Below are 23,242 nucleotides of genomic sequence, written 5' to 3' on the forward strand. Positions count from 1 at the left end.
ACTGCGTGCTAAACTCACCGGTATTAACGTTACGCTGCGACGTTTTCATTGTTGAAAAGATGATCGCGGCCTACCGAGACCATGTATGTATGACGAGTTTTTAAAGCAAGCCTACCCCAACCAACACTCCTCGATGGCTTACCATCAGCTGGGCGAAGAGCGGGTTTGGCTTAAGCGAGCCGTAAAACGCAACGGACGCTTTACTTATACGCCGCTCAATCTGTTTGCTCTTGTTCTCAAGGTCCAGGCGCTCAAGCCCGTACCGAATCCAGGCGGTGAAAAAAGCATTCAAACGGAAGTAGCCCGCCTTGAAGCGCTCGACGCCGCCGGCATTGCTGTACCGCGGCTGCTGGCGTGTAATTCTCAGGCGCTGCTGCTGGCGGACGCGGGTACGCCGGAAGCCCCCGCCTCGACGCTGCTGCATTGCCTAAAGCGAGCCGAGTCGCCGGAGGAGGTCGACCGCCTTCTGCAACTGGGTATCGAGGCGCTCAACGACGTCCATCGTCGCGGCTTTTACTTGAGCGAGGCCTTTACGCGCAATATCCTGGTCGTGAACGGACGCCAAATTGTTTTCATCGATTTTGAAACCGATCCGGGTGAGATACACACCCCGCTCGACTGTATGGTACGCGACTGGTACTGCTTTATTTTCTCGCTCTACGGCAAACTGCATGCTTCGCCGCTTCAGCGTGAACGCCTGACGCCGGCATTTATCGAAGGGCTCAATCGTACTCGCGGTGACGTCTCTACCGCTTTCAAGCAGGCCCTTTCGCCGCTTCTTCGCCTGCAGCGCATACCGTTCAAGCGTTTTGGAAGCGACGGCAGAAAAATTCACTCAACCCTGCAATCGCTCGCTATTTTACAAAAGCGTATTGCCTGAGAGCGCCATGCCTTCTTTTACTGCTAAAAAACTGGTGATCCTCGACCGCGACGGCGTCATCAACCAGGATTCCGATCATTACATCAGAACCCTCGACGAATGGGTGCCCTACCCCGCTTCGATTGCCGCCATTGGCGAGCTGACCCGCGCAGGCTTTACCGTTGTACTTGCTACCAACCAGTCTGGCCTCGCACGCGGCTACTTCGACGAAGCGACGCTCAGAGCCATGCATGAAAAGCTCGAACGGCTGGTCGACAACGTGGGCGGCAAGATCTCGTATATCGCTTTTTGCCCCCACGGGCCTTCCGATGGCTGCCGCTGTCGAAAGCCGCTACCTGGGCTGCTTCTTGAAATACAAAGCGCGCTCGATCTGGACTCGCTTCAAGGAAGCTGGATGGTCGGCGATAGCCTGCGCGATTTACAGGCCGGCGAGGCAGCGGGGAGTCAGCCGGTGCTGGTCAAAACCGGCAAGGGCCAAAAGACGCTTGAGAAGAACGAAGGGCTCGATAACGCGCGCGTTTTTGACGATCTTGCCGCGTTTACCCGCTGGCTTTTGGAAGAGCACGCCCACTGAATATTTTATTCAGCTTGCATAAAAAAACGCCGCGATAATCGCGGCGTTTTTCGTTTTCACTGTTTCACGTGAAACACATGGACTTAAATGTCCAGGTTCGCCACCAGCGCGTTGGTTTCGATGAAGTCGCGACGCGGCTCGACTTCGTCGCCCATTAGCGTATTGAACATCATGTCTGCCGCAACGGCGTCCTCGATGGTCACACGCAGCATGCGACGACTGTCCGGGTCCATGGTGGTTTCCCAAAGCTGATCCGGGTTCATCTCGCCCAGACCCTTATAGCGCTGCACGGAGAGTCCACGCTGACCTTCGTGCATCAGCCACGCCAGCACCTCGGAGAAGTCCTGAACCGGCTTCTGGCGCTCGCCACGGGCGATAAAGGCGCCCTCTTCCAGCAGATTGTTGAGCGTTTCACCCAGGCCCGCTATTGCACGGTAATCCGTGCTCTCGAAGAAATCGAGCCCCCACACGTACTCGGTGGTCACACCGTGAGCAATCAGCGACACCGTGGGTAGCATAAGGCCGCGCTCGCTGTCCTCCTTGAGATAGAACTGGTAGCGCGGACCGCCTTCGTAAGCCACACGTTCGTCCATGGCGGTTTGCAGCTCCGCAATCCAGTTCTCCATGGTGGCGCGATCCTTGAGGCTCGACTCGCCCTGCAGCGCGCTTGCGTAAACCGCCTGACGCAGTACTTCGATGGGGAACACGCGCCCGAGCCGGTCGATACGCTTCATGACGTTACGGTACTGATTCACCAGCGATTCGAGCTGTGAGCCGGTGATCGCCGGTGCGTCGGCGTTGACGTGCAGTCCGGCGCCGTCCAACGCGGTGGTGGTCAGGTAATCAACCATCGCCTGCTCATCCTTCAGGTAGAGCTCCTGCTTACCACGCTTGATCTTGTAAAGCGGCGGCTGGGCGATGAAGACATGACCGCGCTCGATCAGCTCCGGCATCTGGCGGAAGAAGAACGTCAACAGCAGCGTACGGATGTGCGAGCCGTCGACATCGGCATCGGTCATGATGATGATCGAGTGATAGCGCAGCTTATCCGGGTTGAACTCTTCACGGCCGATCCCGCAGCCAAGCGCGGTAATCAGCGTGCCGACTTCGGCGGAGGAAAGCATCTTGTCGAAGCGGGCTTTCTCGACGTTCAGAATCTTGCCTTTGAGCGGCAGGATGGCCTGGGTGCGGCGATCGCGACCCTGCTTGGCGCTGCCACCGGCGGAGTCACCCTCCACCAGATACAGCTCCGACTGGCTCGGGTCCTTCTCCTGGCAGTCGGCGAGCTTACCCGGCAGGCCGGCGATATCCAGCGCGCCCTTGCGCCGGGTCATGTCGCGTGCCTTGCGCGCCGCTTCCCGCGCGCGGGCGGCGTCGAGCATCTTGTTGACAATCGCCTTGGCTTCGTTGGGCTTCTCGACCAGATACTCGGCTAGAAGTCGCCCCATCTCCTGCTCGACGGCGGTCTTGACTTCGCTGGAGACCAGCTTGTCCTTGGTCTGGGACGAGAACTTGGGATCCGGCACCTTCACGGAAATGATCGCCGTGAGGCCTTCGCGGGCGTCATCACCGGAGGTGGCGACCTTGGCTTTCTTCAAAAGCCCTTCCGCTTCGATGTAGTGGTTCAGCGTGCGCGTCAGCGCCGCACGAAAGCCGGCAAGGTGGGTACCACCATCGCGCTGAGGAATGTTGTTGGTGTAGCAGTAAATGCTTTCGGTAAAAGAGTCGCTCCACTGCATCGCCACTTCCACCTCGACGCCGTCTTCGCGCACCGCGTTGAAATGGAATACCGGGTTTAGCGTCGACTTGTTCTTGTTAAGGTGGTCCACGAACGCTTTCAAGCCGCCTTCGTAGTGGAACAGCTCTTCACGACCGTCGCGCTCGTCCATCAAACGAATCGCCACGCCGGAGTTCAAAAACGACAGCTCGCGCAGGCGTTTGGCCAGAATGTCGTAGTGGAATTCGATATTAGCGAACGTTTCCGGCGACGGGCGAAAGTGCACCTTGGTACCACTTTTCTCAGTCTTGCCGACTACATCCAGCGGCGCCTGGGGTACGCCGTGTTGGTAGTGCTGTTCGAACACTTCACCCTGACGCCAGATGGTCAGCTTGAGCTCGGCGGAGAGCGCGTTGACCACCGAGACGCCAACGCCGTGAAGCCCGCCAGAGACTTTATAGGAGTTGTCATCGAATTTACCGCCGGCATGCAGCACGGTCATGATGACTTCGGCGGCGGAGACTCCCTCTTCCTCGTGAAGCTCCGTCGGAACGCCGCGACCGTTGTCGCTCACCGTAATGGATTCGTCCGGGTGAATTACCACGCGAATTTCACTGCAGTGGCCCGCTAGTGCTTCATCGATGGAGTTATCCACCAGCTCGAAAACCATATGGTGCAGCCCGGTGCCATCGTCGGTATCGCCGATGTACATACCCGGACGCTTGCGTACCGCATCGAGCCCTTTGAGCACCTTGATGCTTGATGAATCGTAAGCCTGCTCGCTCATTGACCACTCCGTCGTGAAGTCTGTCTCGTTCCGTGTCATCTATCCGGTTGGGGCTAGCCGACCGACCCCGTGTTCGTCATGTTTCACGTGAAACATTCGGATTTGAGTCGCTGGCTGCCACACGTCGCTGAGTACATCCGGATCGACGCTGGTGATGAATACCTGACACTGCATCTCTTCGAGCAGCGCGCAAAATAGCTTGCGGTGTTCGAAATCGAGCTCGGCCGGTAGATCGTCTATTAGATAAATGCATTGCCGTTTGGCACTGCTTTCCAGAAGCCGCCCCTGGGCAAGCTTCAGTGCGCTAACCACCAGCTTCTGCTGGCCTCTGGAAAGCACCTCAATGGCGGGCTGCTTACATAGCCGTATGCGAAGGTCCGCCCGCTGAGGCCCCTGCTGGGTAAAGCCCATTTGCTGGTCCGATGCACGGCTGGCTTTCAGCACGTCTGAAAGCGAGCGCTTGACGTCCCAACCGCGGGCATAGCGAAGCGTTAGCCCTTCAATGGGCAACAGGCGTTCGAGCGTCTGTTCGAAAACGGGCAAAAACGCGCTAAACCAGGTTTGACGCAGCGCGTCCATTCGCTCGCCGGATTCGCAGAGCTCCTGCTCCCATACCGCAATTTCCGCATCGGTTATTCTACCACGCCTTAGCAGCGCATTCCGATGTTTCACCGCGCGGCGAGCGCGTTTCCAGGCGTGCAAAAAATCGTGTTTCACGTGAAACACACCCCAATCCATGAACTCGCGTCGGCCGGCGGGCGAGCCCTCCAATAGGCGAAAGGCATCCGGGTTTATAAGCTGAAGGGGCATGGCATCGACCAGTTCGGCCAGACGTACGCCTTTCTGCCCCTTCAAACGCAGCTCCAGCTCGCGCTCAGCGCGAAGGCGCCGCACCCCAAGGGCAACCTCCGGGTCACCGGCCAAGCGGCCGTAGAGCGTCATGGCGGGGGCTTCGAACTGTATGGCGTGCTTGAGCTGGCGGGTACGAAACGAGCGTCCCATACCGAGGATGTGAATACCTTCCAGCAGGGTGGTCTTGCCGCTGCCGTTCGAACCGTGAATCAGGTTGACGTGGGGCGACGGCGCAAGCTCTACCGCGGCCAGGTTTCGAATGCCTTGAAAGTTGAGCTGGGTCAGGCTCATTGCTTAATCGCCTTGCTGCCAATGCGTGAAAAAAACGGCGCCTTTGAGTTAGGCGCCGCCTTGCCAAGTGACATCAAAGCCGCATGGGCATGACCACGTAGAGTGCATCGCCGCCGCCTGGCTCTTCCAACAGCGCGCTGCTGTTCGGGTCGGCCAGCGTCATCTGCACACGGTCCTCATTGAGCACCGCCAGCACATCGACCAGATAGCCGACGTTGAAGCCGACTTCCATGGCAGGGCCGGTGTATTCGATCGCCACGTTCTCTTCGGCTTCTTCCTGCTCCGGGTTGTTGGCCATCACCTTGAGGTTGCCCTCTTCCAGATACAAACGCACGCCGCGGTACTTTTCGTTGGAGAGAATCGCGGTGCGCGACAGCACCTGACGCAGCTCGGCGCGCTCGGCGATGAGTACCTTGTCGCCGTTTTTGGGCACCACGCGCTCGTAGTCGGGGAACTTGCCGTCAATCAGTTTCGAGGTGAAAGTGAAGTCGCCGGTGTGAGCGCGCAGATGGGTAGCGCCTAGCGTCAGGCTCACCGGCTCGTCGCTGTCGTCAAGAAGGCGCGAAAGCTCGAGGATGCCCTTACGGGGCACGATCATTTTCTGGCCCTGTTCGACGCTGACATCGACATCCCGCGAACACATCGCCAGCCGGTGACCGTCGGTAGCTACGGCGCGCAAAAGCTGATTCTGGATATCGAGCAGCATCCCGTTCAGGTAGTAGCGGACGTCCTGCTGCGCCATGGCAAAGGAGGTCGCTTCGATCAGGTGCTTGAGCGTGCCGCGCGGGATGCTCAGCTCCTGACTGCCTTCGCCATCCTCGATGTTGGGAAACTCCGCAACCGGCAGGGTCGATAGCGTGAACCGCGAGCGGCCGCTGCGCAGTACCGCCCGCCCCTCTTCGAGGGCCAGCTGGATCTCGGACTGATCCGGCAGCGATTTACAGATGTCCATCAACTTGCGCGCGGGAACGGTCGCGCCGCCCTCCTGCTCCACCTGGCTTGCCACCGTGCGGCCAACAAGCTCGACCTCGAGGTCGGTGCCGGTCAGCGCGACTTGATCGCCCTCGACCTGAATCAGCACGTTGGAGAGCACCGGTAGCGTTTGACGGCGCTCGACCACGCCCGCTACCAGCGTAAGGGGACGTAGCAGCGCCTCTCGGGAAATTGAAAACTTCATCACTACTCCAGGTTAAAGGATCAAAGGCCGCATCGGCTCGTCGAATATCAGTGCATGAACAAGGTGCGTTGGCAAAGGCTCAACTGGTGAGCAGGCGCATGAGGTTTTTGTAATCCTCGCGAATGTCGGCGCTCTCTTCCTGCAGCGTTTTGACCTTGCGACAGGCGTGTAGCACCGTCGTATGGTCGCGCCCGCCAAAGGCGTCGCCGATTTCCGGCAGACTGTGGTTGGTCAGCTCCTTGGCTAGAGCCATCGCCACCTGGCGCGGCCTTGCGACCGAGCGCGAACGGCGCTTGGAGAGCAGATCCGCCACCTTAATCTTGTAGTATTCCGCCACCGTGCGCTGGATGTTGTCCACGCCCACCTGCTTGTCCTGAAGTGCGAGCAGATCCTTTAGCGATTCGCGGATGAAATCCTGAGTGATCGGCTTGCCCATGAAGTGGGAGTCGGCGATGACTTTTTTGAGCGCGCCTTCGAGCTCGCGCACGTTGGAGCGAATCTTCTGGGCGATGAAAAAAGCGGCATCATGCGGCAAATCGACGCTTGCCTGGTCGGCTTTCTTCATCAGGATCGCCACGCGGGTTTCAAGCTCCGGCGGCTCGATGGCCACGGTCAACCCCCAGCCAAAGCGCGATTTCAAGCGCTCTTCTACCCCGTTGATCTCCTTGGGGTAGCGGTCCGAGGTCAGAATCATCTGCTGGCCGCCTTCCAAAAGCGCGTTGAAGGTGTGGAAAAACTCTTCCTGAGAGCGCTCCTTTCCGGCAAAAAACTGAATATCATCAATGAGTAGCGCGTCGACGCTGCGATAAAAACGCTTGAAGTCGTTAATCGCGTTGAGCTGTAGCGCCTTGACCATATCGGCGACGAAGCGCTCGGAGTGCAGATAGACCACGCGGGCATTTTCACGCTTGCCCGCCAGGGCGTTGCCCACCGCGTGCATCAGGTGGGTTTTACCCAGACCCACCCCGCCATAAAGAAACAGCGGATTGTAGGCGCCGCCCGGGTTTTCCGACACCTGCCGGGAGGCCGCGCGGGCGAGTTGGTTCGACTTACCCTCGACAAACTTGTCGAAAGTGAAATTGGGGTTGAGGCCGCTTGCGTGCTTGAGGCTCCCCTCGACCTGTACCTGGCGTTCGCCGGTACGTTTACCCGCAGACTCTTCACGCTCGGCATCGATTTCGCGCTCATCGGCAATATCGCCGCGCGGCGGGGTATGAACAGCCGGCGCGGCGGGGCGCTGTGGCGCGGCTGACACCGGATTACCCAGCTCTCGCGGCTGGGGGGCGGCCGCACGGCGGCTGCCAACGGTCAGACTCACCTTGGGCGGCTTTGCCGGTGATAGCTCGCGGATCAGCTCACTAATGCGCTTGGCGTATTTATCGCTCACCCAGTCGCGCACAAAGCGGTTGGGCGCCAGCAAGCAGAGCTCGTTGGCGTCTCCTTCTTCGGCCTGCAAAGGGCGAATCCATGTATTGAACTGCTGGGAGCTTAGTTCGTCCTGCAGATAATCCAGGCACTGCTGCCAAAGCGCGAGTGACACTCATCTCACCATCAGTTGAAAACGGCCGACTATTGTAGCGCTCAGCCTCCCTGTTATCCACACGTGTAAAGCCCCCTTTTTGGCCTGTGGACAACTTTGCGCGAGCTAGCGGGAAAAGTTCGGTGTGGGGTGGGGACAGCTCGTCCGATCGCGTTTTTCTCCCGCGCTATCCACACTCCTTTCACATCTTTCAAGCCGCTTTTAGACGGCTTATGCACACATTTTTTATAACTTTAACCAGCTGTTAATAAAATATAAAAACCACTTATCCACAAATAGTATCCCCACCATTAATAACAGCAGGTTTTAAATAACTTCATTAGTAATAGTAGTGTCTCGATGCGAACGCTTTGAAAACACGTTGCGGGTCGTTAGAAGGTTTTTAGCGCTTTTTGTACGCATAAAAATTGCACCGGGGGCGCGAAGTCTCTACAATTTCCGGTCTTGAATTGGATCTCCCCGGCTAGTTGCTCACTGGACCGGGTCGTTTGGAATTCACTTTCGTCCTAAACCACGTGGGAATAACGAGTTATGAAACGCACTTTTCAACCCAGCGTTCTCAAGCGCAAGCGCGCGCATGGCTTCCGTGCTCGTATGGCAACCAAAAACGGCCGTGCCGTTATCAATCGCCGTCGCGCCAAGGGCCGCAAGCGTCTGAGCGCCTGATTTCAGATTGCGTGTGTCGCATCAGGGCTTTCCCCGGGATTTACGTTTACTGAATGCCGGGGATTTCAGCCACGTATTCGAGCAGGCAGACCTCAAGGTCCACGGCAAAGGCATGATGGCGCTCGCGCGCTTTTCGCCTCGAGGACATCCTCGCGTTGGATTTGTGGTCAGTAAGAAGAACGTCAAGCTCGCCGTCGATCGTAACCGCTTCAAGCGTCTTGTTAGAGAATCCATTCGACTTCGTCAGCACCGCCTTCCCGCGATGGATATCGTGGTATTGGCAAAACGCGGCGTACAGGATATCGATAATGACACCCTTGCCCGCCAGCTACACGGCATGTGGAAACGACTCGCCCGAGAGGCAACGGCCGCCACACCGCCTTCCCCGCTTGAAAACGCTACGCATGGCGCTTGATTCAACACGTCGCTGCTCGACCCGGGCCTGCCTTCTGGCAGGCTTTCGTGTGTCTTGGGCCGAGTAAACGGCGCTGCGCCATTGGCATGTTCACCACCCATCGGGCAGACCCCTCATGGACGTAAAACGACTTTTATTGCTGATTCCACTGGCCATACTGGCCTATCTACTGGTGATCCAGTGGAATCAGGACTACGGGCAGACCAGCTTCGAATCGACGCCGGAAATCACCCAGCGCGACAACACCCCGGCCGATGAAGGCGCGGACCGCGACAATCTGACTGTCCCCAGCAGCGGTGCCCCGCAGGGTAGCGCCGACGAAGGGCTACCGGCAGAGTCGGCAAGCGATGCTGCCAGCCGCGATTTCATCGCCGTCACCACCGACGTGCTGGACGTGCGCATCGACCCTTACGGCGGCGACATCGTTTTTGCCGCCCTGCCCCAGCACGAAATGACGCTGGATTCCGAGCGCAACTACGTGCTGCTTTCGGACAACGCCACGCGAAGCTACGTCGCGCGTTCGGGCATTCAGCTCGATGGCCAAGCCAGCCGTATCGCCTTTACGCCGGAGCGCACCGAATACCGCCTGGGCAACGACGAGCAGACGCTCAACGTCGACCTGACCGCCGACGTCAACGGCGTCGAGATCACCAAGCAGTTGACCTTCGAGCGCGGCAACTACGCGGTCGACGTCAACTACTTCGTGGCGAACAACACCGATGCGCCGGTCAGCGCCCGCTTTATCGGCCAATTAGCGCGCGATAACAGCCCTGACCCCTCCAGCGGCGTGACGCTGGGCATGAACTCCTACATGGGCGCGGCATACTCCACGCCGGATACGCGCTACGAAAAAATCGACTTCGAAGATATTCAAAATAGTAGTTTCCAGAATCGCGAAGCCGAAGGCGGCTGGATTGCGATCATTCAGCACTATTTCGTCTCCGCCTGGGCGCCGAAGCAGAACGAGCAGAACCTTTTTTATGTCACCACCGACGCGCGCGATCGCAACGTGGTCGCCTTTGCCGGCCCGACCAGCAGCGTCGCCGCCGAAGGTGAAGCAACCCTAGGGGCCACGCTCTACATGGGCCCGAAGGTGCAGGACTATCTGGAACAGGTCGCCCCCAACCTTCAACTGACCGTGGACTACGGCTGGCTCTGGTTCATCGCCAATCCGCTGTTCTGGCTTCTCGATCATATCCAGGACATCGTCGGCAACTGGGGCTGGTCGATCGTGCTTCTGACCGTGCTGGTCAAAGCCGTGCTCTTCCCGCTATCCGCCAAGGCCTACAAGTCGATGGCGCGCATGCGCAAGCTCGGACCGGAGATGCAGCGGCTTAAAGAGACCTACGGCGACGATCGCCAGAAGATGTCTCAGGAGATGATGAAGTTCTACCAGAAAGAGAAGATCAACCCGCTCGGCGGCTGTCTTCCGATCGTGGTGCAGATGCCGGTGTTCATCGCGCTGTACTGGATGCTTCTGGAGTCCGTGGAACTTCGCCACGCGCCGTTCATTTTCTGGATTCAGGATCTCTCGGTGAAGGACCCCTACTTCATCCTGCCGATTCTGATGGGCGTGTCGATGTTCGTGCAGCAGATGCTCAACCCGACGCCTCCGGACCCGATGCAGGCGAAGATCATGCGGCTACTGCCGATCATCTTCACCTTCTTCTTCCTGTGGTTCCCGGCGGGTCTGGTCATCTACTGGGTGGTCAACAACATTATCTCGGTGGCGCAGCAGTACTTCATCACCAAGCGCATAGAGAAAGACCCAAGCGTTGGTAAAGGGATGCGAACCAAGTAATCGCTCCCCGCACTTGACTCACCAGACCCCCGCCCCGTGCGGGGGTCTGGCGTTTTGAGCGCCGCGAATTCACACTATCGCCATTCATTCAAGAGACGCGCCATGGCCTCAACACTCTACACCCAGGACACGATCGCAGCGCTGGCTACCCCGCCCGGGCGCGGCGGAGTCGGCATCATTCGGGTCTCCGGACCTGCCTGCGGCGATATCGCCACCGCACTGCTGGGGCGATGCCCGGTCAACCGCTACGCGCACTACGGGCCGTTTCACGGCGAGCACGGCATCATAGATGAAGGCATCGCGCTTTCATTTGAAGGCCCGAACTCCTTCACCGGCGAGGACGTGCTGGAGCTTCAGGGCCACGGCGGGCCGATCATCATGGACATGCTGCTTGAGCGCTGCATGGCGCTCGGCGCGCGCCTCGCCCGTCCCGGCGAGTTCTCCGAGCGCGCTTTCCTCAACGACAAGCTGGATCTTGCCCAGGCCGAGGCGATCGCCGATCTGATCGACGCCACGTCGCGCTCGGCCGCCGAAAACGCCGTGCGCTCGCTGCAGGGCGAGTTTTCGAACCGGGTATCGCAGCTGGTCGAACGGCTGATTGCGCTGCGCGTCTATGTCGAGGCCGCCATCGACTTCCCCGAGGAGGAGATTGACTTTCTCGCCGACGGCCACGTGGCCACACGGCTTCAGGGCGTACGGGAGGAGCTGGAGTCGGTACGCCGCGCCGCGGGCCAGGGCGCGCTGTTGCGCGAAGGCATGAGCGTAGTGATCGCCGGGCGACCCAACGCTGGCAAATCGAGTCTTTTGAACGCGCTGACCGAGCAGGAGACGGCAATCGTCACCGACATCGCCGGCACCACCCGGGACGTACTGCGCGAGCATATCCATATCGACGGGATGCCGCTTCACGTGATCGACACGGCCGGACTCAGGGACACGCCGGATGCGGTGGAGAAGATCGGCGTGGCCCGCGCCTGGGCGGAAATCGAGAAAGCCGACCGGGTACTTCTGATGGTGGACGCCGCAACAACCGAGGCGACGGATCCGATGGCGATCTGGCCGGAGTTCGTCGAACGCCTGCCACAGCTTTCGCGGCTCACGCTAGTGCGCAACAAGATCGATGAGAGCGAAGAAGCCGCGGGTATCGATTTATCCACAGCTACCCCGACATTGCGCCTGTCGGCGAAGACCGGGACGGGTGTGGACAGTTTGAAAGAGCATCTCAAGGACGTGATGGGCTTTGCCGCCACCACCGAGGGGCGTTTCTCGGCCCGCCGGCGCCACCTGGATGCGCTGGACCGTGCATTGGCCGCACTCGATAACGGCCGTGCCCAGCTCGAAGGCCTAAGCGCCGGTGAGCTGCTCGCCGAAGACCTGCGCGACGCCCAAGGGGCGCTTGGCGAGATCACCGGCGAGTTCAGCGCCGACGATCTCTTGGGCGAGATTTTCGGCAGCTTCTGTATCGGCAAGTAGCACCGACCACCTATGCGAGTAAGTGCTTACTTTTCTTACAGAGCCTATAGAATAGGCTATTAGCCTCTATTCGCCCCACACGTCGCGGGCGATGTCGACCACAAGCGCAAGCTTGGCCTGCTGCTCGGCTTCACTGAGCGAGTTACCCTCTTCGGTCGAGGCGAAGCCGCACTGGGTGCTCAGGCAAAGCTGATCGAGCGGCACGTAGCGCGCCGCCTCCAGGATGCGCGCCTTGATCGCTTGTGGGTCCTCAAGCTCGCCGGTCTTGGTGGTCACTAGCCCAAGCACCACTTTTTGATGGCCGGGCTTGATGAAGCGCAGCGGCGCGAAGTCGCCGGCGCGGTCGGAGTCGTACTCCAGAAAGAACGCGTCGATATTCACCGAGCCGAACAGCAGCTCGGCGACCGGCTCGTAACCGCCTTCGGAAATCCACGTCGAGCGGAAGTTACCGCGGCAGACGTGCATGCCGATCACCAGATCCTCGGGTTTGTTCTCAAGCGCCTGGTTGATTACCCGGGCGTAAATGCGGGCTAGCGCGTCCGGGTCTTCACCGCGCTCGACGACCTGGGCGCGCTGCTCATCGGAGCAGAGATAGGCCCAGACGGTATCGTCGAGCTGCAGGTAGCGACAGCCGGCGTCGTAAAAGGCCTGTACCGCCTCTTTATAAACCCGGGCGAGGTCGTCGAAGAAGTCGTCGATATGGGGGTAGGCCTGCTGGCTAACCACGTTCCGACCGCCGCGAAAGTGCAGCACGCTGGGGCTGGGGATCGTCATCTTGGGCGTGGCGTTGCCGCTGACGCTGGCGAGATACTTGAAATCCTCGAGCATTGGGTGCGTGCCAAAGCCCAGTTTGCCCGTCACGCGAACGTTGCGCGATTTGGTCTGTACGCCGCTGAACTGGATGCCCTGCTCGGCGTCGATCCCCTCTACGCCTTCGAGCCCCTCAAAAAAATCGAAGTGCCACCAGGCGCGGCGAAACTCACCGTCGGTGACCACTTTCAAGCCGCACTGGCACTGCTCGTCGACCGCGTGCTTGATCGCCGCGTCTTCTATCCGGCGAAGGTCGCTGTCGCTTTTTTCACGGGCGTTCTTGATGGCCGTTGGCCGCAGCAGGCTGCCCACGACATCGGCGCGAAAGGGGGCGGTTTGATCGCTCATCATACTCTCCTGCTCTATTACACGTGACTCGATAAACCCATGCTCGCGCAAACCTGCGCTGAGCAAAAGTGATCTTTTTTTGAGATCAGGTGAATCATTTTAATGACTGCGCCGACGCATCGGCCAAAACGCTGTTTGGTCTCTGCTCATACTGAGCACGCCCTCCACGCACAGCACGAAAACGGCCAGCCAGATGGCGATATAGGTCGGCCACTCGTTGGGGGCGACCGACTCACCCAGCCACAGCGCCACCGCGAACAGCAGCAGAGGCTCTACATAGACTAAAAGGCCGAACAGGCTCAGGTTCAAAAGCGGCGCCGAGAGCGCCTGAAACACCAGCGCCAGAGCGCTCAAAAGCCCAAGGCCCACGACCAGCGCCGCGGATTCGATACTCGGCGCGCCGATCACACCGCCCCCATTAACGATGAAAAAGAGGCTGACCGGAAGCGCCAGCAGCATGTCGAACCAGAGCCCGCCGATGTGGTTGGTGCCGGTCGCCCGGCGCAGCCAAAAGTAGAGCGGATAGCCCAGGCACACCACGAGCGCGGGCCAGGCCAGCGCCTGAGAGATCAGCAGCTGATTCAATGCCCCCGCCAAAGCGAGCAGGCTGGCCAGGCGCTGAAAGCGCGACAGACGATCGTCAAAGGCGAAGCGGCCGATGATGATCATGGTTATCGGCATCAGAAAATAGCCTAGTGACACCGCCAGCCCCTGCCCGTGGCCTGGCGCCCACATGAAAAGCCATAGTTGAACGCCGAGCAGCCCAGCCCCGAGAAGCCGCGTTGCCCAAAAGTAGCGCTCGGCTTTTAGGCGCCGCGCCACCTCGATAACGAGCGCGCCGTAGCCGCGCCAAAGAATGAACAGAGTTAGGCAGGGAAAAGTGAGCAGCATGCGCCAGCCGTAAATTTCCGAGCCGCTTAGCGCGCCGAGCAGTGGCGTATAGGCGAACATGAGCGCAAAGAAGATCGAAGCCGCGACGTTCAGAGTAACGCCAAGGGCGATAGAGGATTGAGTAGGCATGAGGCGCTTCCGGACAGGAACAGGTCGCGGTACTTTATTGCATCACGTACGATAAAGGCGCCCGAATTAGCCGGCCATCACGATAAATTTTCTCACGGAGCACACACAATGGTGCTGGATGACTTCGATAAAGCCCTGCTCGAACATCTGCAAAAGGATTGCCAGACACCGCTTCGCGAGCTTGCCGAGGCGGTACATCTTTCCACCGCCTCCGTGCAGCGGCGCATTCAGCGGCTCAAAAAGGAGGGCTACATCAAGGCGAACGTGGCGGTGCTCGACCCGGACAAGCTCGGTCAGGTGATCACGATTTTCGTCGAAGTGCGCGCCGACAAGACCCACGCCGCCGACCTGGACGCGCTCAAGGCGCGCTTTTCAGGCCCGGAGATTCAGCAATGCTACTACGTGACCGGCGAGGCGGATTTCATGCTGGTGCTTTTGGTGCCCAGCATGCGTCGCTTCCAGCAAATTTGCGACGCGCTGTTTCACGAAAACCCGAACGTGAAATGGTTTCGTACGCTGGTCGCACTGGATCGCGTCAAAACCTCTCAGGAAGTTTTGCCGGCCTAGTTTGGCTACTCTTCGACCAGCCAACGGGCATCGAAGCGGCTCTCGCCGCCGAGCAGCGCGGTCACCTCGCTCATCGCGCCCTGCATGCGCTCATCGAGCCCCCAAGGGGGGTTGATCACCAGCATGCCGCTGGCGTACATACCGTGGGCCTCGACGCCGGGTTCACGTAGTGTGAGCTCACTTTGCCAGATCTTGCGCACGCCGCTGGTTTTCAGCGCGCTTAGAAGCGTGTGATGAGCGCCTGACGGCAACAGCGGGTACCAGATCAACATAACGGCGTGGCGCACCTTCTCGAGTGCGTAAATCACGCTATCCGCCACCTCCTGATACTCCGCCTTACGCTCAAAACTCGGGTCGATCAGCACGCACAGCCGAGGCGTTCTCACCGGCACGCGCCTTTCGAGCTCGGCCAGCCCATCGCCATGGATACGCAGCGCCGCCTCGGGCAGCGTCTGGCCGTCGAGCTCGGCATGCTCGCCTGGGTGAAGCTCGCAAAGGCGCAGCGCGTCCTGCTCGCGAAGCCCCTGGCTTAGCCACCAGGGCGAGCCTGGGTAGCGGCTCAATTCGGTGTCATTGGCTTGAACACGAGCTACGTGGGAGAGCCATTCGCACAGTAACGGGTTGGCCAGGCTTTTGCGCGCCTTCCATAGCGGCTCGACACCTTCGCGGTGCTCCTGAAGCTTCAAGGCTTCCCTTGATCCCAACGGATAAAGGCCGCGACCGGCGTGGGTATCTATATATGTAATAGCGCTTTTTTTACGTAATAGATAATCACACACTGCATAAAGGGTGAGGTGTTTATGAACATCGGCAAAATTGCCGGCATGATAGGCGTGTTGGTAGGAGAGCATGGCGGTTCGCACTGGTGAAATAAAAAAGCCCGCTATCCATGATAGCGGGCTCGCGGGTCAGACCCTACCGGGTCGAATCACATCGATCAGTAGTTGCCCTGGCCCTGATTTTGGTTCTGACCGGCCTGACCGGTCGGCGTCAGGGTGATTTCAACGCGACGGTTCTGTGCACGGCCCTGTTCGTTGTCGTTACTGGCCACCGGCTGCGATGCGCCGTAACCGCTGGTTACCAGACGAGAGGAAGAAACACCGTTCTGGCTCAGGTAGCTACCTACGGCCTGAGCGCGGCGCTCGGAAAGGCGCTGGTTGTAGTCGGCGGCGCCGGTACTGTCGGTGTGGCCAGCAATATTGACGCGCGTATCGGTGTATTGAGTGAGCACGTTCGCTACTTCGTTGAGCGAGCCGCGTGCCTGACCGGTCAATTCCGAGGAGTCAAAACCGAAAGAGACGCTATTGGGCATGTTGAGCACGATGTCGTCGCCGCGACGGTCGATTTCGATGCGCGAACCCTGCAGGCTTTCGCGCAGCTGATTCTCCTGACGGTCCATGTAAGCGCCAACACCGGCCCCCGCAGCAGCACCTACGGCAGCTCCGATCAGCGCACGGTCGCGACGGCTAGTGGCGCCGTCACCGGAGAGCGCGCCGGCCACACCGCCGACCACCGCACCAATACCCGTACCGATGCCGGTGCTGGAGCGCTGCGTTTGGCCGCCGTAGGGGTCGGAGCTGGCACACCCGGCAATCAGAAGGGCCGCGGCTACCGGGGTCAACAGTCGAGAAATACGCATCACTCACTCCTTTAAAAGCTTATTTGATTAAACCGGGCTGTGGGTCAGTCGTCACTGATCAACGCCAACAGCTCGTTCAAGAATAATAGACCATGAGGAGAAGCACGTAGTTTTACCGGCACTTGCACTAAAAGTCCTTTTTTCTCAGCGCTGGATAGTTTCTTCAAGAGAACCTCCGGCGGCTGGCCCGTATGCGCCGACCAAAGCGCCATATCGACGCCGTCGGTCAAGCGCAGCGCGTTCATGGCGAACTCCAGCGGAAGCTCCGCTTCATCGATCGTCGATTTGCCGGCGATGAAGCCGCGCGGATCAAAGCGTCGGCGCAGGTAGGCATCGGGCTGGCGGGTCTTCCAGCGCCGCTCGATCGTCCAGTGCCCCTGCTCGTCGATATGCGAAAGCTTACCGTGGGCGCCGGCGCCGATCCCCAGGTAGTCGCCGAACTGCCAATAGTTAATATTGTGACGGCTCTGTTGACCCGGCTGGGCGTAGGCCGATATTTCGTAGCGCTCGAACCCCGCCTGAACCAGCCGCTCGTGGCCCCGCTCTTGAATGTCCCAAAGCGCCTCCTCCTGGGGAAGCACCGGCGGGCTCGAATGAAAGGCGGTGTTGGGCTCGAGCGTCAGCTGATACCAGGAGAGGTGATCCGGCGAAAGCGCTAGCGCCTGGTCGATGTCGGCCAGCGCCAGCTCCGGCGTTTGACCCGGCAGGCCGTGCATCAAATCGATGTTGAGATTATCGAAGCCCGCAGCGCGGGCCTGGCCCACGGCGTTGGCGGCTTCCTCGGCGCTGTGGATACGACCCAGCGCTTCGAGCTGAGCGGGTTGAAAGCTTTGGGTGCCGATCGAGAGCCGATTGATCCCCGCCTCACGGTAGCCGACGAAGCGCGCCTGCTCGGTGGTGCCAGGATTGGCTTCCAGGGTGATCTCGATGGACGGCGAGAAAGGCAGCCGCGCGCGTACTTCGCTCAACAGACGCCGGTAGAACGAAGGCGATAACAGGCTCGGCGTGCCGCCACCGATGAAGATGGTCTCGAGCGAGCGGCCGTCGGCCAGCGCCAGATCGGCATCCAGATCCGCCAGCAGCGCATCAAGGTAGTTTTCCTCGGGCAGCTCTCGGCTTTGCGGCTCGTGCGAGTTGAAATCGCAGTAAGGGCACTTTCTAACGCACCAGGGGGTGTGGATATAAAGCGACAGCGGTGGGGTATTACCCATGCGCCACCTTCAACAGATCGACCAACCCCTGCAGCGCCCGTCCCCGGTGGCTGAGCCGGTTCTTGGTTTCCGATGAAAGCTCCGCCACGCTCATACCCTGGTCCGGTAGCCAGAAAAGCGGGTCGTAGCCAAAGCCGTTGTCGCCGCGCGGGTGGGCCAGTATCTCCCCTTCCCAACTGCGCTGAACGATGATCGGCACCGGATCGTCGGCGTGGCGCAAATAAACCAGCACGCACCAGTAGCGTCCGGTGCGCTGACCTTCGGCGCAGTCGGCGAGCGCATGAAGAAGTTTCTCGTTGTTGCGCGCATCGCTTTTGGGCTCGCCAGCAAAGCGCGCCGAGTAGATACCCGGCGCCCCGGATAGTGCGTCTACCTCAAGACCCGAGTCGTCTGCCAGTGCCGGTAGCCCGCTAATCCGGCTCGCTTCGCGCGCTTTCAACAGTGCGTTTTCGATAAAGGTCAGGCCGGTCTCTTCGACGTCCACCACGCCAAATTCGGACTGCAACCGCACATCGAACATCAAGGGCGAAAGAAGCTGTTTGAACTCTTTTAACTTGCCAGCGTTACCGCTGGCTAAAACGAGCGTATCGACCGCGGACATGGTGTCACCTCCAGTATGGACTCTCCAGTTTACGCCGAACGAGATCGCAGCTAAAGATGGCGACTTCAGGTGGATGGATTAGACTGTTCATCCGAAAGATGACTAGCCAATCAGACCGGCGGCTTACTTTTTCCTAAGCAATATGAAGGTAAAGCGCCATTTCACTTATTTTTAGTAACATAACTTTACTAAACTGATCTTCCAGGTAACAATCACCTCATTAGCGTCTCACACTTTATTTGCAGTTGGAGGGTTTATCGATGGTGCAGGAAAAGACCCAGGGCGTGGTGTACATCGTCACCGAAAAAAGCCCTCAATCTCAGCTATTTGCAGAGTACCTGAATAAAAAAACAGGTCACACGATCGATCTTTACGCGCCGGGGGCGGCGCTGCCGGCGTCCAACGCCGAGCATCAGCTTTTGCTGGTGGATGCGGATCACATCAGCGTCGATGCCATTCCCGACTGGCAGGAAAAGCTTCCCGAATCGCTCGCCCGCATGCCTTTGGCCGCCTTCAACATCCGTGACATGGACCATGCGCTGGAAGCGCTCTCATGCTCGCAGCTCAAGGGCGTGTTCTACCGCAACGAAAATCTCGAAGTGATTTGTAAGGGTATTCACGCGCTTCTAAACGATGAGCTCTGGATGTCGCGTGACTTGATGGCACGGCTCATCCTTTTTTATCGCAAGTACCAAAGCAACGCGTTTCGTCCGGCCTGTGGGCTGACCAATCGTGAAATGGAGATCATTTCGCTGTTGAGCGCGGGCTCGTCGAACCAGCAGATCGCCGAAAAGCTTTTTGTTAGTGAGCACACGGTCAAGTCGCACCTTTACAACATCTTTAGAAAGATCAACGTGCACAACCGCATTCAGGCGCTTAACTGGATTCATCAGAACCTGGGGCCGATTCTACCCAATATCGAAACCGCGCGTAGCCTGCAGCGCGGCCGCTAATTTTCCAACGAGCATTCGGCCATGGTCACGTATCGTTTTCATTTACCGCTCGCCGCCTGCCTGCTGACGCTGGCCCTGTCGGTTTACGCCAGCGAAGAGCTTCCTGGCCAGCCCGTATCTCCCAACCAGCCGGCTTCACCAAACGACACTCTGTCGGAAAACGAGCAGGAAGAGGTGGATGCGATCAACCGCCTCTCCGGGCCAGACGGTGCGGAAATCGAGCCGCGCGGTTACGGCAGCAGTGAGCTGACCGGGGTCATGATCGATCGCACCATCACCATGGCCGGTCGTTCGTTCTACCGTGCATTCAGTCAGCGCGCTATGGATAACCCGCTAATCAACAACGCCACGATCACGATTCAGGAGCGCCCGGACGCCCGTTGGGGAAGCCAAGTCTGGATCATGCAGGGCAATCAAATGTATTTCCGCACGCAGCTTTCGCCAAGAATCAATCAGGCGGATGAAGCCGCTGACGAGGCGGTACAAGTGGTTCAGGAAGCGCTGCTAAAGGAACAGTTGGCAACGGCGTTAACGTCAGACAAAGATCTGGGAAGCGAGGAGTTACGATAATGAAAGGCAAACAACGCAGTTTCATGCTAGGCGTCGCCGCTCTGGCGTTAGCGGGTACTACACATGCAGTCGCAGGGGATCTGGTTTACCGACCGCTCAATCCTTCTTTTGGTGGCGACCCTTTCATGGGCACTTATCTACTGGGTAAGGCGCAGGCTCAGGATACCACCACCGACCCCAATGCGCGCAGCGTGGACAGGCTCTCTTCCACAGACCGACTCGTTCAGAGTCTGGAAAGCCGGCTCATTTCGCAGCTAATCAACGATGTGGGCGCCGGCAATGTCGATCAGGGCTCTTTCGATAGCGGCGAGTTCAACGTAGTGGTAAGCGACGATGGCGGCGAGCTCGTCGTACGTGTGGTGGACAAGCTCACCGGCGATATAACTAATATCAGTGTAGGCGGCGCCTTTAATCCTTAATAAAAACAGCGCTCACGTTTACCAATACCGAATCGGCAAAACGCCGCATAACGCTTATTTGTATCGTCAGGGGATCACAATGAAAATCATCGCTTCACTCATGCTGGCTGCGCTTCTTAGCGGCTGCGCCGGCATGGTCGCCAATTCGGAAAATCTGGAAGGTGCTCAAGCCACGCTCACACCACGCGGGGCTACCTATCAGGATCTCGTTTCGCTCCCGCCGCCGGCAGGCAAAATCTTCGTCTCGGTCTACGACTTTCGCGATCAGACCGGTCAGTACCGCCCGGCGCCAGCCAGCACCTTCTCCACCGCTGTGACGCAAGGGGCTGCGGCGATGCTAACCGGCGCGCTTGCCGATTCTGGTTGGTTCATCCCACTTGAGCGGGTCGGGCTTCAAAATCTTTTGACTGAGCGGCGCATCATCCGTGCCGAGTTCGAGCGCTTCGGCCAACCCGATACGCTACCGTCGCTGCGGGCGGCGTCAGTCATGCTCGAAGGCGGTATCATCGCGTATGAGTCCAACGTACGCACCGGCGGCGCGGGCGCTGAATACTTCGGCATCGGTGCTTCGGGCCAGTACCAGGTTGACCAGGTCACGATCAACCTGCGCGCGGTGGAGATTTCCACCGGCGAGATACTTGCCAACGTAACGACCACCAAGACCATCTACTCAAAAGAGCTACGTGCCGGGGTGTACCGTTTTATCGATTTCCGTCGACTGCTGGAAGCCGAAGCGGGGATTACCACCAACGAGCCTGTACAGATGGCGGTCATGTCGGCGGTGGAGTCTGCGGTTATTCACCTAATCGCTCAAGGAGTGGAAAACAACCTTTGGAATCTGGCAAGCGGTAACAACATTCAAGGTTCGGTACTTGCCGACTATTTGAATGCGCCCATTCCAGAATTGTAAAAATATGTGAACAATATTTTTTGGTACCGGTACGCGCCATTTTCCTAATAAAGATTGGTCGATAAAAGCGTTCGGTCACTAAAAACTTACTAAAAGCGGTGTCGCACAAGTGTGGCACCGCTTTTTTAATTCACTAAAAACAACAACTTATAACAGCATTAAAAAAATAGTACTTTGTATTATTAGAATAATTAAATAGATGATCTTATATCCAGGAAAATTACTGATAGCGCAATTTTACAGATAGGCCAAACTCAACCTCGTGAATACATTTTGATACAAAAACTTTCAAAGGGTATGAGGATGACTATCAACCAGGCGTTTTCGCTGTTAAGAGCAGCAACGGTCAAACCGTCGCTAGCGCTAATCGCCCTAACGATGACATTTTCATCCGCTGCCCAAGCCGGCCAAGACAATCGCATCGCTCAGTATGTCTATAGCGGGTCAAAGCAGATAGGCCCCGGTAACTACAGCGTCATTTACCAAAACGGTAACAACAACCGGACCAACGTCGCTCAATCCTATTCGGCCCAGTATCAAAACGGTAACTTTTCGAGTATCCGCCAAATCGGTAACGCAAATGCGGCGTCAATCGAACAAATCGGTGGCAACAATACCAGCCAGGTTTCGCAAAAAGGTAACGAGCACAGCGTTTCGATTCTTCAGAATAACGGTTCTCAAGGAGCGGAAGCCTTCGTTACTCAAACGGGTCAGCAAAGCAATATCACGATTTCACAATCGGGGAGTGGTTACCGCAGCATCAATGTCGAGCAACAAGCGTTCTCGGGCAATGCGCGACCAGTCACCGTCGTCACTTACTGAGCAAAAATCCTTGCTCAGTAACCAACAAAGCAAGTCGTCATCATAAAGGGGAATCACCAAATGAAAACTCAAATCACTACTATCGCTGCTGGTATCGCTCTTGCATTAAGCACCGCTGCTTCTGCTCAAGTCGCCAGCGATTCCTACATTATCCAATACGGCAACGAACACAGCACCAACGTTACTCAGTACGGTAACCAGGAATCACGTATTCGTCAGGAACGTGGTAACGACAACGCAGCTACCGTCGTTCAGGACGATGTTGTCGGCCAGGCTCCCACTCCGTTCGAGGCAGCGAACGTCTCCAGCATTCAGCAACAAGGCAGCCGCAACGATACAGTCGTGAACCAGGTAGGGAACGGTAACGACAGCTACGTTCTTCAAAACGGCAACGGTAACGTAGCTGAAATCATGCAAGACGGCCTTGATGACAAGTCAGTGGCGCAGTCTTACGGCAGCGATAACCTGACCATGCTCGATCAAAACGGCAACATGAACGATAGCACCGTTACTCTGCGTGGCGACCGTAACATTGCCGATGTAACACAGTCTGGTAACGAACTGAAGAGCGTTATCGTTAACCAAGGCGGTAACGACAACGAATACAATGTAATGCAAAGCGGCGACCGTCACGACTCTTACATCCTGACCAACGGCTATGGCAACTACCAGCAAGTTAGCCAAAGCGCTTTGTACACTCAAAATGCTCATCAATCCACTATCGAAACTTACGGCAGCTACAACAATAACGTTGTAAAGCAGGCTCGCTAAGCGTTTATCGCTCAAAGATATTGGAAGCCAAAACCGCCCTTGAGGGCGGTTTTTTTTATGCACAAGAATTATTAAAAACGCTTATCTAAGATGCAGGGTTAGCGTCCCCCCCTTACCCTGGGTCGATGAGCGTGAGCGGTTGGTACCCTTGAGGATATCTACCTCCAAACGTTCGTTGTCGGTTAACAGCGTGACCTCACCTTCTAATGCGGTACCTTCATAACTGAAGTCGGCGGGAACGCTCATACGTTCCTCCGAGTACTCGGTGACCTGGTCGCCGTCGCTTACCCGCCAGTGCGCTGAAAACTCCGCGCCTTCCGTGCCGCTGATGTTGATCTGAATTCGGGTCATGTCCTGCTCCTGATAGGCCAGTGCGCCGGTGGATAAGGCGCCCACCAAACCCGCAACGCCCAGTGTATAAGACCAAA

At 58.0% G+C, this 23,242-nt stretch carries 24 protein-coding genes; 13 read left to right on the forward strand and 11 right to left on the reverse strand.

The genetic code is table 11. The annotated features are described in order from the left end of the window. Positions 1 to 85: 85 nt before the first annotated feature. Both ACGLWX_RS10240 and gmhB read left to right on the forward strand, forming a co-directional pair. Entirely contained in the window at positions 86 to 880 is a 795-nt protein-coding gene (locus ACGLWX_RS10240; RefSeq protein WP_396239510.1) for a hypothetical protein, read from the forward strand. A 7-nt stretch (positions 881 to 887) separates the two neighbouring features. Next, on the forward strand, positions 888 to 1,454 hold the full coding sequence (gene gmhB, locus ACGLWX_RS10245; protein WP_396239512.1) for a D-glycero-beta-D-manno-heptose 1,7-bisphosphate 7-phosphatase: 567 nt from the start codon (positions 888 to 890) through the stop codon (positions 1,452 to 1,454). Between the two features lie 83 nt (positions 1,455 to 1,537). Here gmhB and gyrB read toward each other — a convergent pair whose 3' ends face one another. The 4 genes from gyrB to dnaA form a co-directional block, all read right to left on the reverse strand. Next, positions 1,538 to 3,958 carry a DNA topoisomerase (ATP-hydrolyzing) subunit B gene (gyrB, locus tag ACGLWX_RS10250; protein WP_396239514.1) on the reverse strand — a complete coding sequence of 807 codons (2,421 nt, stop codon included), beginning with the start codon at positions 3,956 to 3,958 and terminating at the stop codon, positions 1,538 to 1,540. Between the two features lie 39 nt (positions 3,959 to 3,997). Next, positions 3,998 to 5,101 carry a DNA replication/repair protein RecF gene (recF, locus tag ACGLWX_RS10255; protein WP_396239516.1) on the reverse strand — a complete coding sequence of 368 codons (1,104 nt, stop codon included), beginning with the start codon at positions 5,099 to 5,101 and terminating at the stop codon, positions 3,998 to 4,000. Positions 5,102 to 5,174: 73 nt separating this feature from the next. Beyond that, positions 5,175 to 6,278 (reverse strand): DNA polymerase III subunit beta, encoded by a 1,104-nt coding sequence (gene dnaN / locus ACGLWX_RS10260; RefSeq protein ID WP_396239518.1) that lies wholly within the window; start codon positions 6,276 to 6,278, stop codon positions 5,175 to 5,177. Positions 6,279 to 6,357: 79 nt separating this feature from the next. Beyond that, entirely contained in the window at positions 6,358 to 7,818 is a 1,461-nt protein-coding gene (gene dnaA, locus ACGLWX_RS10265) for a chromosomal replication initiator protein DnaA (RefSeq protein WP_252107778.1), read from the reverse strand. Between the two features lie 531 nt (positions 7,819 to 8,349). On the opposite strand from dnaA, the gene rpmH reads away from it, so the two are divergent. The 4 genes from rpmH to mnmE all read left to right on the forward strand — a co-directional run bounded on the left by rpmH (position 8,350) and on the right by mnmE (position 12,173). Beyond that, positions 8,350 to 8,484 carry a 50S ribosomal protein L34 gene (rpmH, locus tag ACGLWX_RS10270; RefSeq protein ID WP_227391295.1) on the forward strand — a complete coding sequence of 45 codons (135 nt, stop codon included), beginning with the start codon at positions 8,350 to 8,352 and terminating at the stop codon, positions 8,482 to 8,484. Between the two features lie 13 nt (positions 8,485 to 8,497). After that, positions 8,498 to 8,899, forward strand: a complete 402-nt coding sequence (gene rnpA / locus ACGLWX_RS10275; protein ID WP_396239520.1) for a ribonuclease P protein component — start codon at positions 8,498 to 8,500, stop codon at positions 8,897 to 8,899. A gap of 115 nt (positions 8,900 to 9,014) precedes the next feature. After that, on the forward strand, positions 9,015 to 10,700 hold the full coding sequence (yidC, locus tag ACGLWX_RS10280) for a membrane protein insertase YidC (RefSeq protein ID WP_396239522.1): 1,686 nt from the start codon (positions 9,015 to 9,017) through the stop codon (positions 10,698 to 10,700). A 102-nt stretch (positions 10,701 to 10,802) separates the two neighbouring features. After that, positions 10,803 to 12,173, forward strand: coding sequence for a tRNA uridine-5-carboxymethylaminomethyl(34) synthesis GTPase MnmE (gene mnmE, locus ACGLWX_RS10285; RefSeq protein ID WP_396239524.1), 1,371 nt, complete (start codon positions 10,803 to 10,805; stop codon positions 12,171 to 12,173). A 66-nt stretch (positions 12,174 to 12,239) separates the two neighbouring features. Here mnmE and ACGLWX_RS10290 read toward each other — a convergent pair whose 3' ends face one another. Together ACGLWX_RS10290 and rarD are read right to left on the reverse strand one after the other, a co-directional pair. Next, complete coding sequence (locus tag ACGLWX_RS10290; protein WP_396239526.1) at positions 12,240 to 13,331, reverse strand: cobalamin-independent methionine synthase II family protein; 1,092 nt, start codon at positions 13,329 to 13,331, stop codon at positions 12,240 to 12,242. Positions 13,332 to 13,430: 99 nt separating this feature from the next. Beyond that, positions 13,431 to 14,351: an EamA family transporter RarD gene (gene rarD, locus ACGLWX_RS10295; RefSeq protein ID WP_396239528.1), complete on the reverse strand. Its 921-nt coding sequence runs from the start codon at positions 14,349 to 14,351 to the stop codon at positions 13,431 to 13,433. 108 nt (positions 14,352 to 14,459) lie between these two features. Here rarD and ACGLWX_RS10300 point away from each other — a divergent pair, with 108 nt between their 5' ends. Continuing rightward, entirely contained in the window at positions 14,460 to 14,918 is a 459-nt protein-coding gene (locus ACGLWX_RS10300) for an Lrp/AsnC family transcriptional regulator (RefSeq protein ID WP_252107797.1), read from the forward strand. A 5-nt stretch (positions 14,919 to 14,923) separates the two neighbouring features. Here the strand turns inward: ACGLWX_RS10300 and ACGLWX_RS10305 are convergent, their stop codons facing one another. The 4 genes from ACGLWX_RS10305 to rdgB all read right to left on the reverse strand — a co-directional run bounded on the left by ACGLWX_RS10305 (position 14,924) and on the right by rdgB (position 18,369). Continuing rightward, the gene (locus tag ACGLWX_RS10305; RefSeq protein ID WP_396239530.1) at positions 14,924 to 15,769 is read right to left on the reverse strand and encodes a 23S rRNA (adenine(2030)-N(6))-methyltransferase RlmJ; all 846 of its coding nucleotides are present in this window, start codon (positions 15,767 to 15,769) and stop codon (positions 14,924 to 14,926) included. An 86-nt stretch (positions 15,770 to 15,855) separates the two neighbouring features. After that, positions 15,856 to 16,557, reverse strand: coding sequence for an OmpA family protein (locus ACGLWX_RS10310; RefSeq protein ID WP_396239532.1), 702 nt, complete (start codon positions 16,555 to 16,557; stop codon positions 15,856 to 15,858). A gap of 44 nt (positions 16,558 to 16,601) precedes the next feature. Further along, positions 16,602 to 17,768: a radical SAM family heme chaperone HemW gene (gene hemW / locus ACGLWX_RS10315; protein WP_396239534.1), complete on the reverse strand. Its 1,167-nt coding sequence runs from the start codon at positions 17,766 to 17,768 to the stop codon at positions 16,602 to 16,604. Then, positions 17,761 to 18,369, reverse strand: coding sequence for an RdgB/HAM1 family non-canonical purine NTP pyrophosphatase (gene rdgB / locus ACGLWX_RS10320; RefSeq protein WP_396239536.1), 609 nt, complete (start codon positions 18,367 to 18,369; stop codon positions 17,761 to 17,763). The genes hemW and rdgB overlap by 8 nt, the downstream gene beginning before the upstream one ends. 260 nt (positions 18,370 to 18,629) lie before the next feature. Here rdgB and ACGLWX_RS10325 point away from each other — a divergent pair, with 260 nt between their 5' ends. From ACGLWX_RS10325 to ACGLWX_RS10350, 6 genes are all read left to right on the forward strand, one after another. After that, positions 18,630 to 19,322 carry a LuxR C-terminal-related transcriptional regulator gene (locus ACGLWX_RS10325; RefSeq protein WP_396239538.1) on the forward strand — a complete coding sequence of 231 codons (693 nt, stop codon included), beginning with the start codon at positions 18,630 to 18,632 and terminating at the stop codon, positions 19,320 to 19,322. A 21-nt stretch (positions 19,323 to 19,343) separates the two neighbouring features. Continuing rightward, on the forward strand, positions 19,344 to 19,892 hold the full coding sequence (locus tag ACGLWX_RS10330; protein ID WP_252107807.1) for a curli production assembly/transport protein CsgE: 549 nt from the start codon (positions 19,344 to 19,346) through the stop codon (positions 19,890 to 19,892). Continuing rightward, positions 19,892 to 20,311: a curli assembly protein CsgF gene (locus ACGLWX_RS10335; protein ID WP_319022812.1), complete on the forward strand. Its 420-nt coding sequence runs from the start codon at positions 19,892 to 19,894 to the stop codon at positions 20,309 to 20,311. The genes ACGLWX_RS10330 and ACGLWX_RS10335 overlap by 1 nt, the downstream gene beginning before the upstream one ends. Before the next feature lie 79 nt (positions 20,312 to 20,390). Beyond that, positions 20,391 to 21,221, forward strand: a complete 831-nt coding sequence (locus tag ACGLWX_RS10340) for a CsgG/HfaB family protein (RefSeq protein ID WP_396239540.1) — start codon at positions 20,391 to 20,393, stop codon at positions 21,219 to 21,221. A gap of 303 nt (positions 21,222 to 21,524) precedes the next feature. Further along, positions 21,525 to 22,043 (forward strand): hypothetical protein, encoded by a 519-nt coding sequence (locus ACGLWX_RS10345; protein ID WP_252107811.1) that lies wholly within the window; start codon positions 21,525 to 21,527, stop codon positions 22,041 to 22,043. 60 nt (positions 22,044 to 22,103) lie between these two features. Beyond that, complete coding sequence (locus tag ACGLWX_RS10350) at positions 22,104 to 22,814, forward strand: curlin subunit CsgB (RefSeq protein ID WP_252107813.1); 711 nt, start codon at positions 22,104 to 22,106, stop codon at positions 22,812 to 22,814. An 81-nt stretch (positions 22,815 to 22,895) separates the two neighbouring features. Here ACGLWX_RS10350 and ACGLWX_RS10355 read toward each other — a convergent pair whose 3' ends face one another. After that, on the reverse strand, positions 22,896 to 23,165 hold the full coding sequence (locus ACGLWX_RS10355) for a hypothetical protein (RefSeq protein WP_252107815.1): 270 nt from the start codon (positions 23,163 to 23,165) through the stop codon (positions 22,896 to 22,898). Positions 23,166 to 23,242 lie beyond the last annotated feature (77 nt).

It is taken from the genome of Halomonas sp. HMF6819 (assembly GCF_044335525.1).
Taxonomy (GTDB): domain Bacteria; phylum Pseudomonadota; class Gammaproteobacteria; order Pseudomonadales; family Halomonadaceae; genus Vreelandella.

Coding starts and splice junctions, on each gene's coding strand:
- ACGLWX_RS10345 (WP_252107811.1), top strand. CDS start 21,525: ATGACTATCAACCAGGCGTTTTCGCTGTTAAGAGCAGCAACGGTCAAA.
- ACGLWX_RS10340 (WP_396239540.1), top strand. CDS start 20,391: ATGAAAATCATCGCTTCACTCATGCTGGCTGCGCTTCTTAGCGGCTGC.
- mnmE (WP_396239524.1), top strand. CDS start 10,803: ATGGCCTCAACACTCTACACCCAGGACACGATCGCAGCGCTGGCTACC.
- ACGLWX_RS10350 (WP_252107813.1), top strand. CDS start 22,104: ATGAAAACTCAAATCACTACTATCGCTGCTGGTATCGCTCTTGCATTA.
- gmhB (WP_396239512.1), top strand. CDS start 888: ATGCCTTCTTTTACTGCTAAAAAACTGGTGATCCTCGACCGCGACGGC.
- dnaN (WP_396239518.1), bottom strand. CDS start 6,278: ATGAAGTTTTCAATTTCCCGAGAGGCGCTGCTACGTCCCCTTACGCTG.
- rpmH (WP_227391295.1), top strand. CDS start 8,350: ATGAAACGCACTTTTCAACCCAGCGTTCTCAAGCGCAAGCGCGCGCAT.
- ACGLWX_RS10330 (WP_252107807.1), top strand. CDS start 19,344: ATGGTCACGTATCGTTTTCATTTACCGCTCGCCGCCTGCCTGCTGACG.
- gyrB (WP_396239514.1), bottom strand. CDS start 3,958: ATGAGCGAGCAGGCTTACGATTCATCAAGCATCAAGGTGCTCAAAGGG.
- ACGLWX_RS10290 (WP_396239526.1), bottom strand. CDS start 13,331: ATGAGCGATCAAACCGCCCCCTTTCGCGCCGATGTCGTGGGCAGCCTG.
- recF (WP_396239516.1), bottom strand. CDS start 5,101: ATGAGCCTGACCCAGCTCAACTTTCAAGGCATTCGAAACCTGGCCGCG.
- rdgB (WP_396239536.1), bottom strand. CDS start 18,369: ATGTCCGCGGTCGATACGCTCGTTTTAGCCAGCGGTAACGCTGGCAAG.
- ACGLWX_RS10325 (WP_396239538.1), top strand. CDS start 18,630: ATGGTGCAGGAAAAGACCCAGGGCGTGGTGTACATCGTCACCGAAAAA.
- ACGLWX_RS10310 (WP_396239532.1), bottom strand. CDS start 16,557: ATGCGTATTTCTCGACTGTTGACCCCGGTAGCCGCGGCCCTTCTGATT.
- ACGLWX_RS10240 (WP_396239510.1), top strand. CDS start 86: ATGTATGACGAGTTTTTAAAGCAAGCCTACCCCAACCAACACTCCTCG.
- ACGLWX_RS10300 (WP_252107797.1), top strand. CDS start 14,460: ATGGTGCTGGATGACTTCGATAAAGCCCTGCTCGAACATCTGCAAAAG.
- hemW (WP_396239534.1), bottom strand. CDS start 17,768: ATGGGTAATACCCCACCGCTGTCGCTTTATATCCACACCCCCTGGTGC.
- ACGLWX_RS10355 (WP_252107815.1), bottom strand. CDS start 23,165: ATGACCCGAATTCAGATCAACATCAGCGGCACGGAAGGCGCGGAGTTT.
- yidC (WP_396239522.1), top strand. CDS start 9,015: ATGGACGTAAAACGACTTTTATTGCTGATTCCACTGGCCATACTGGCC.
- ACGLWX_RS10305 (WP_396239530.1), bottom strand. CDS start 15,769: ATGCTCTCCTACCAACACGCCTATCATGCCGGCAATTTTGCCGATGTT.
- rarD (WP_396239528.1), bottom strand. CDS start 14,351: ATGCCTACTCAATCCTCTATCGCCCTTGGCGTTACTCTGAACGTCGCG.
- ACGLWX_RS10335 (WP_319022812.1), top strand. CDS start 19,892: ATGAAAGGCAAACAACGCAGTTTCATGCTAGGCGTCGCCGCTCTGGCG.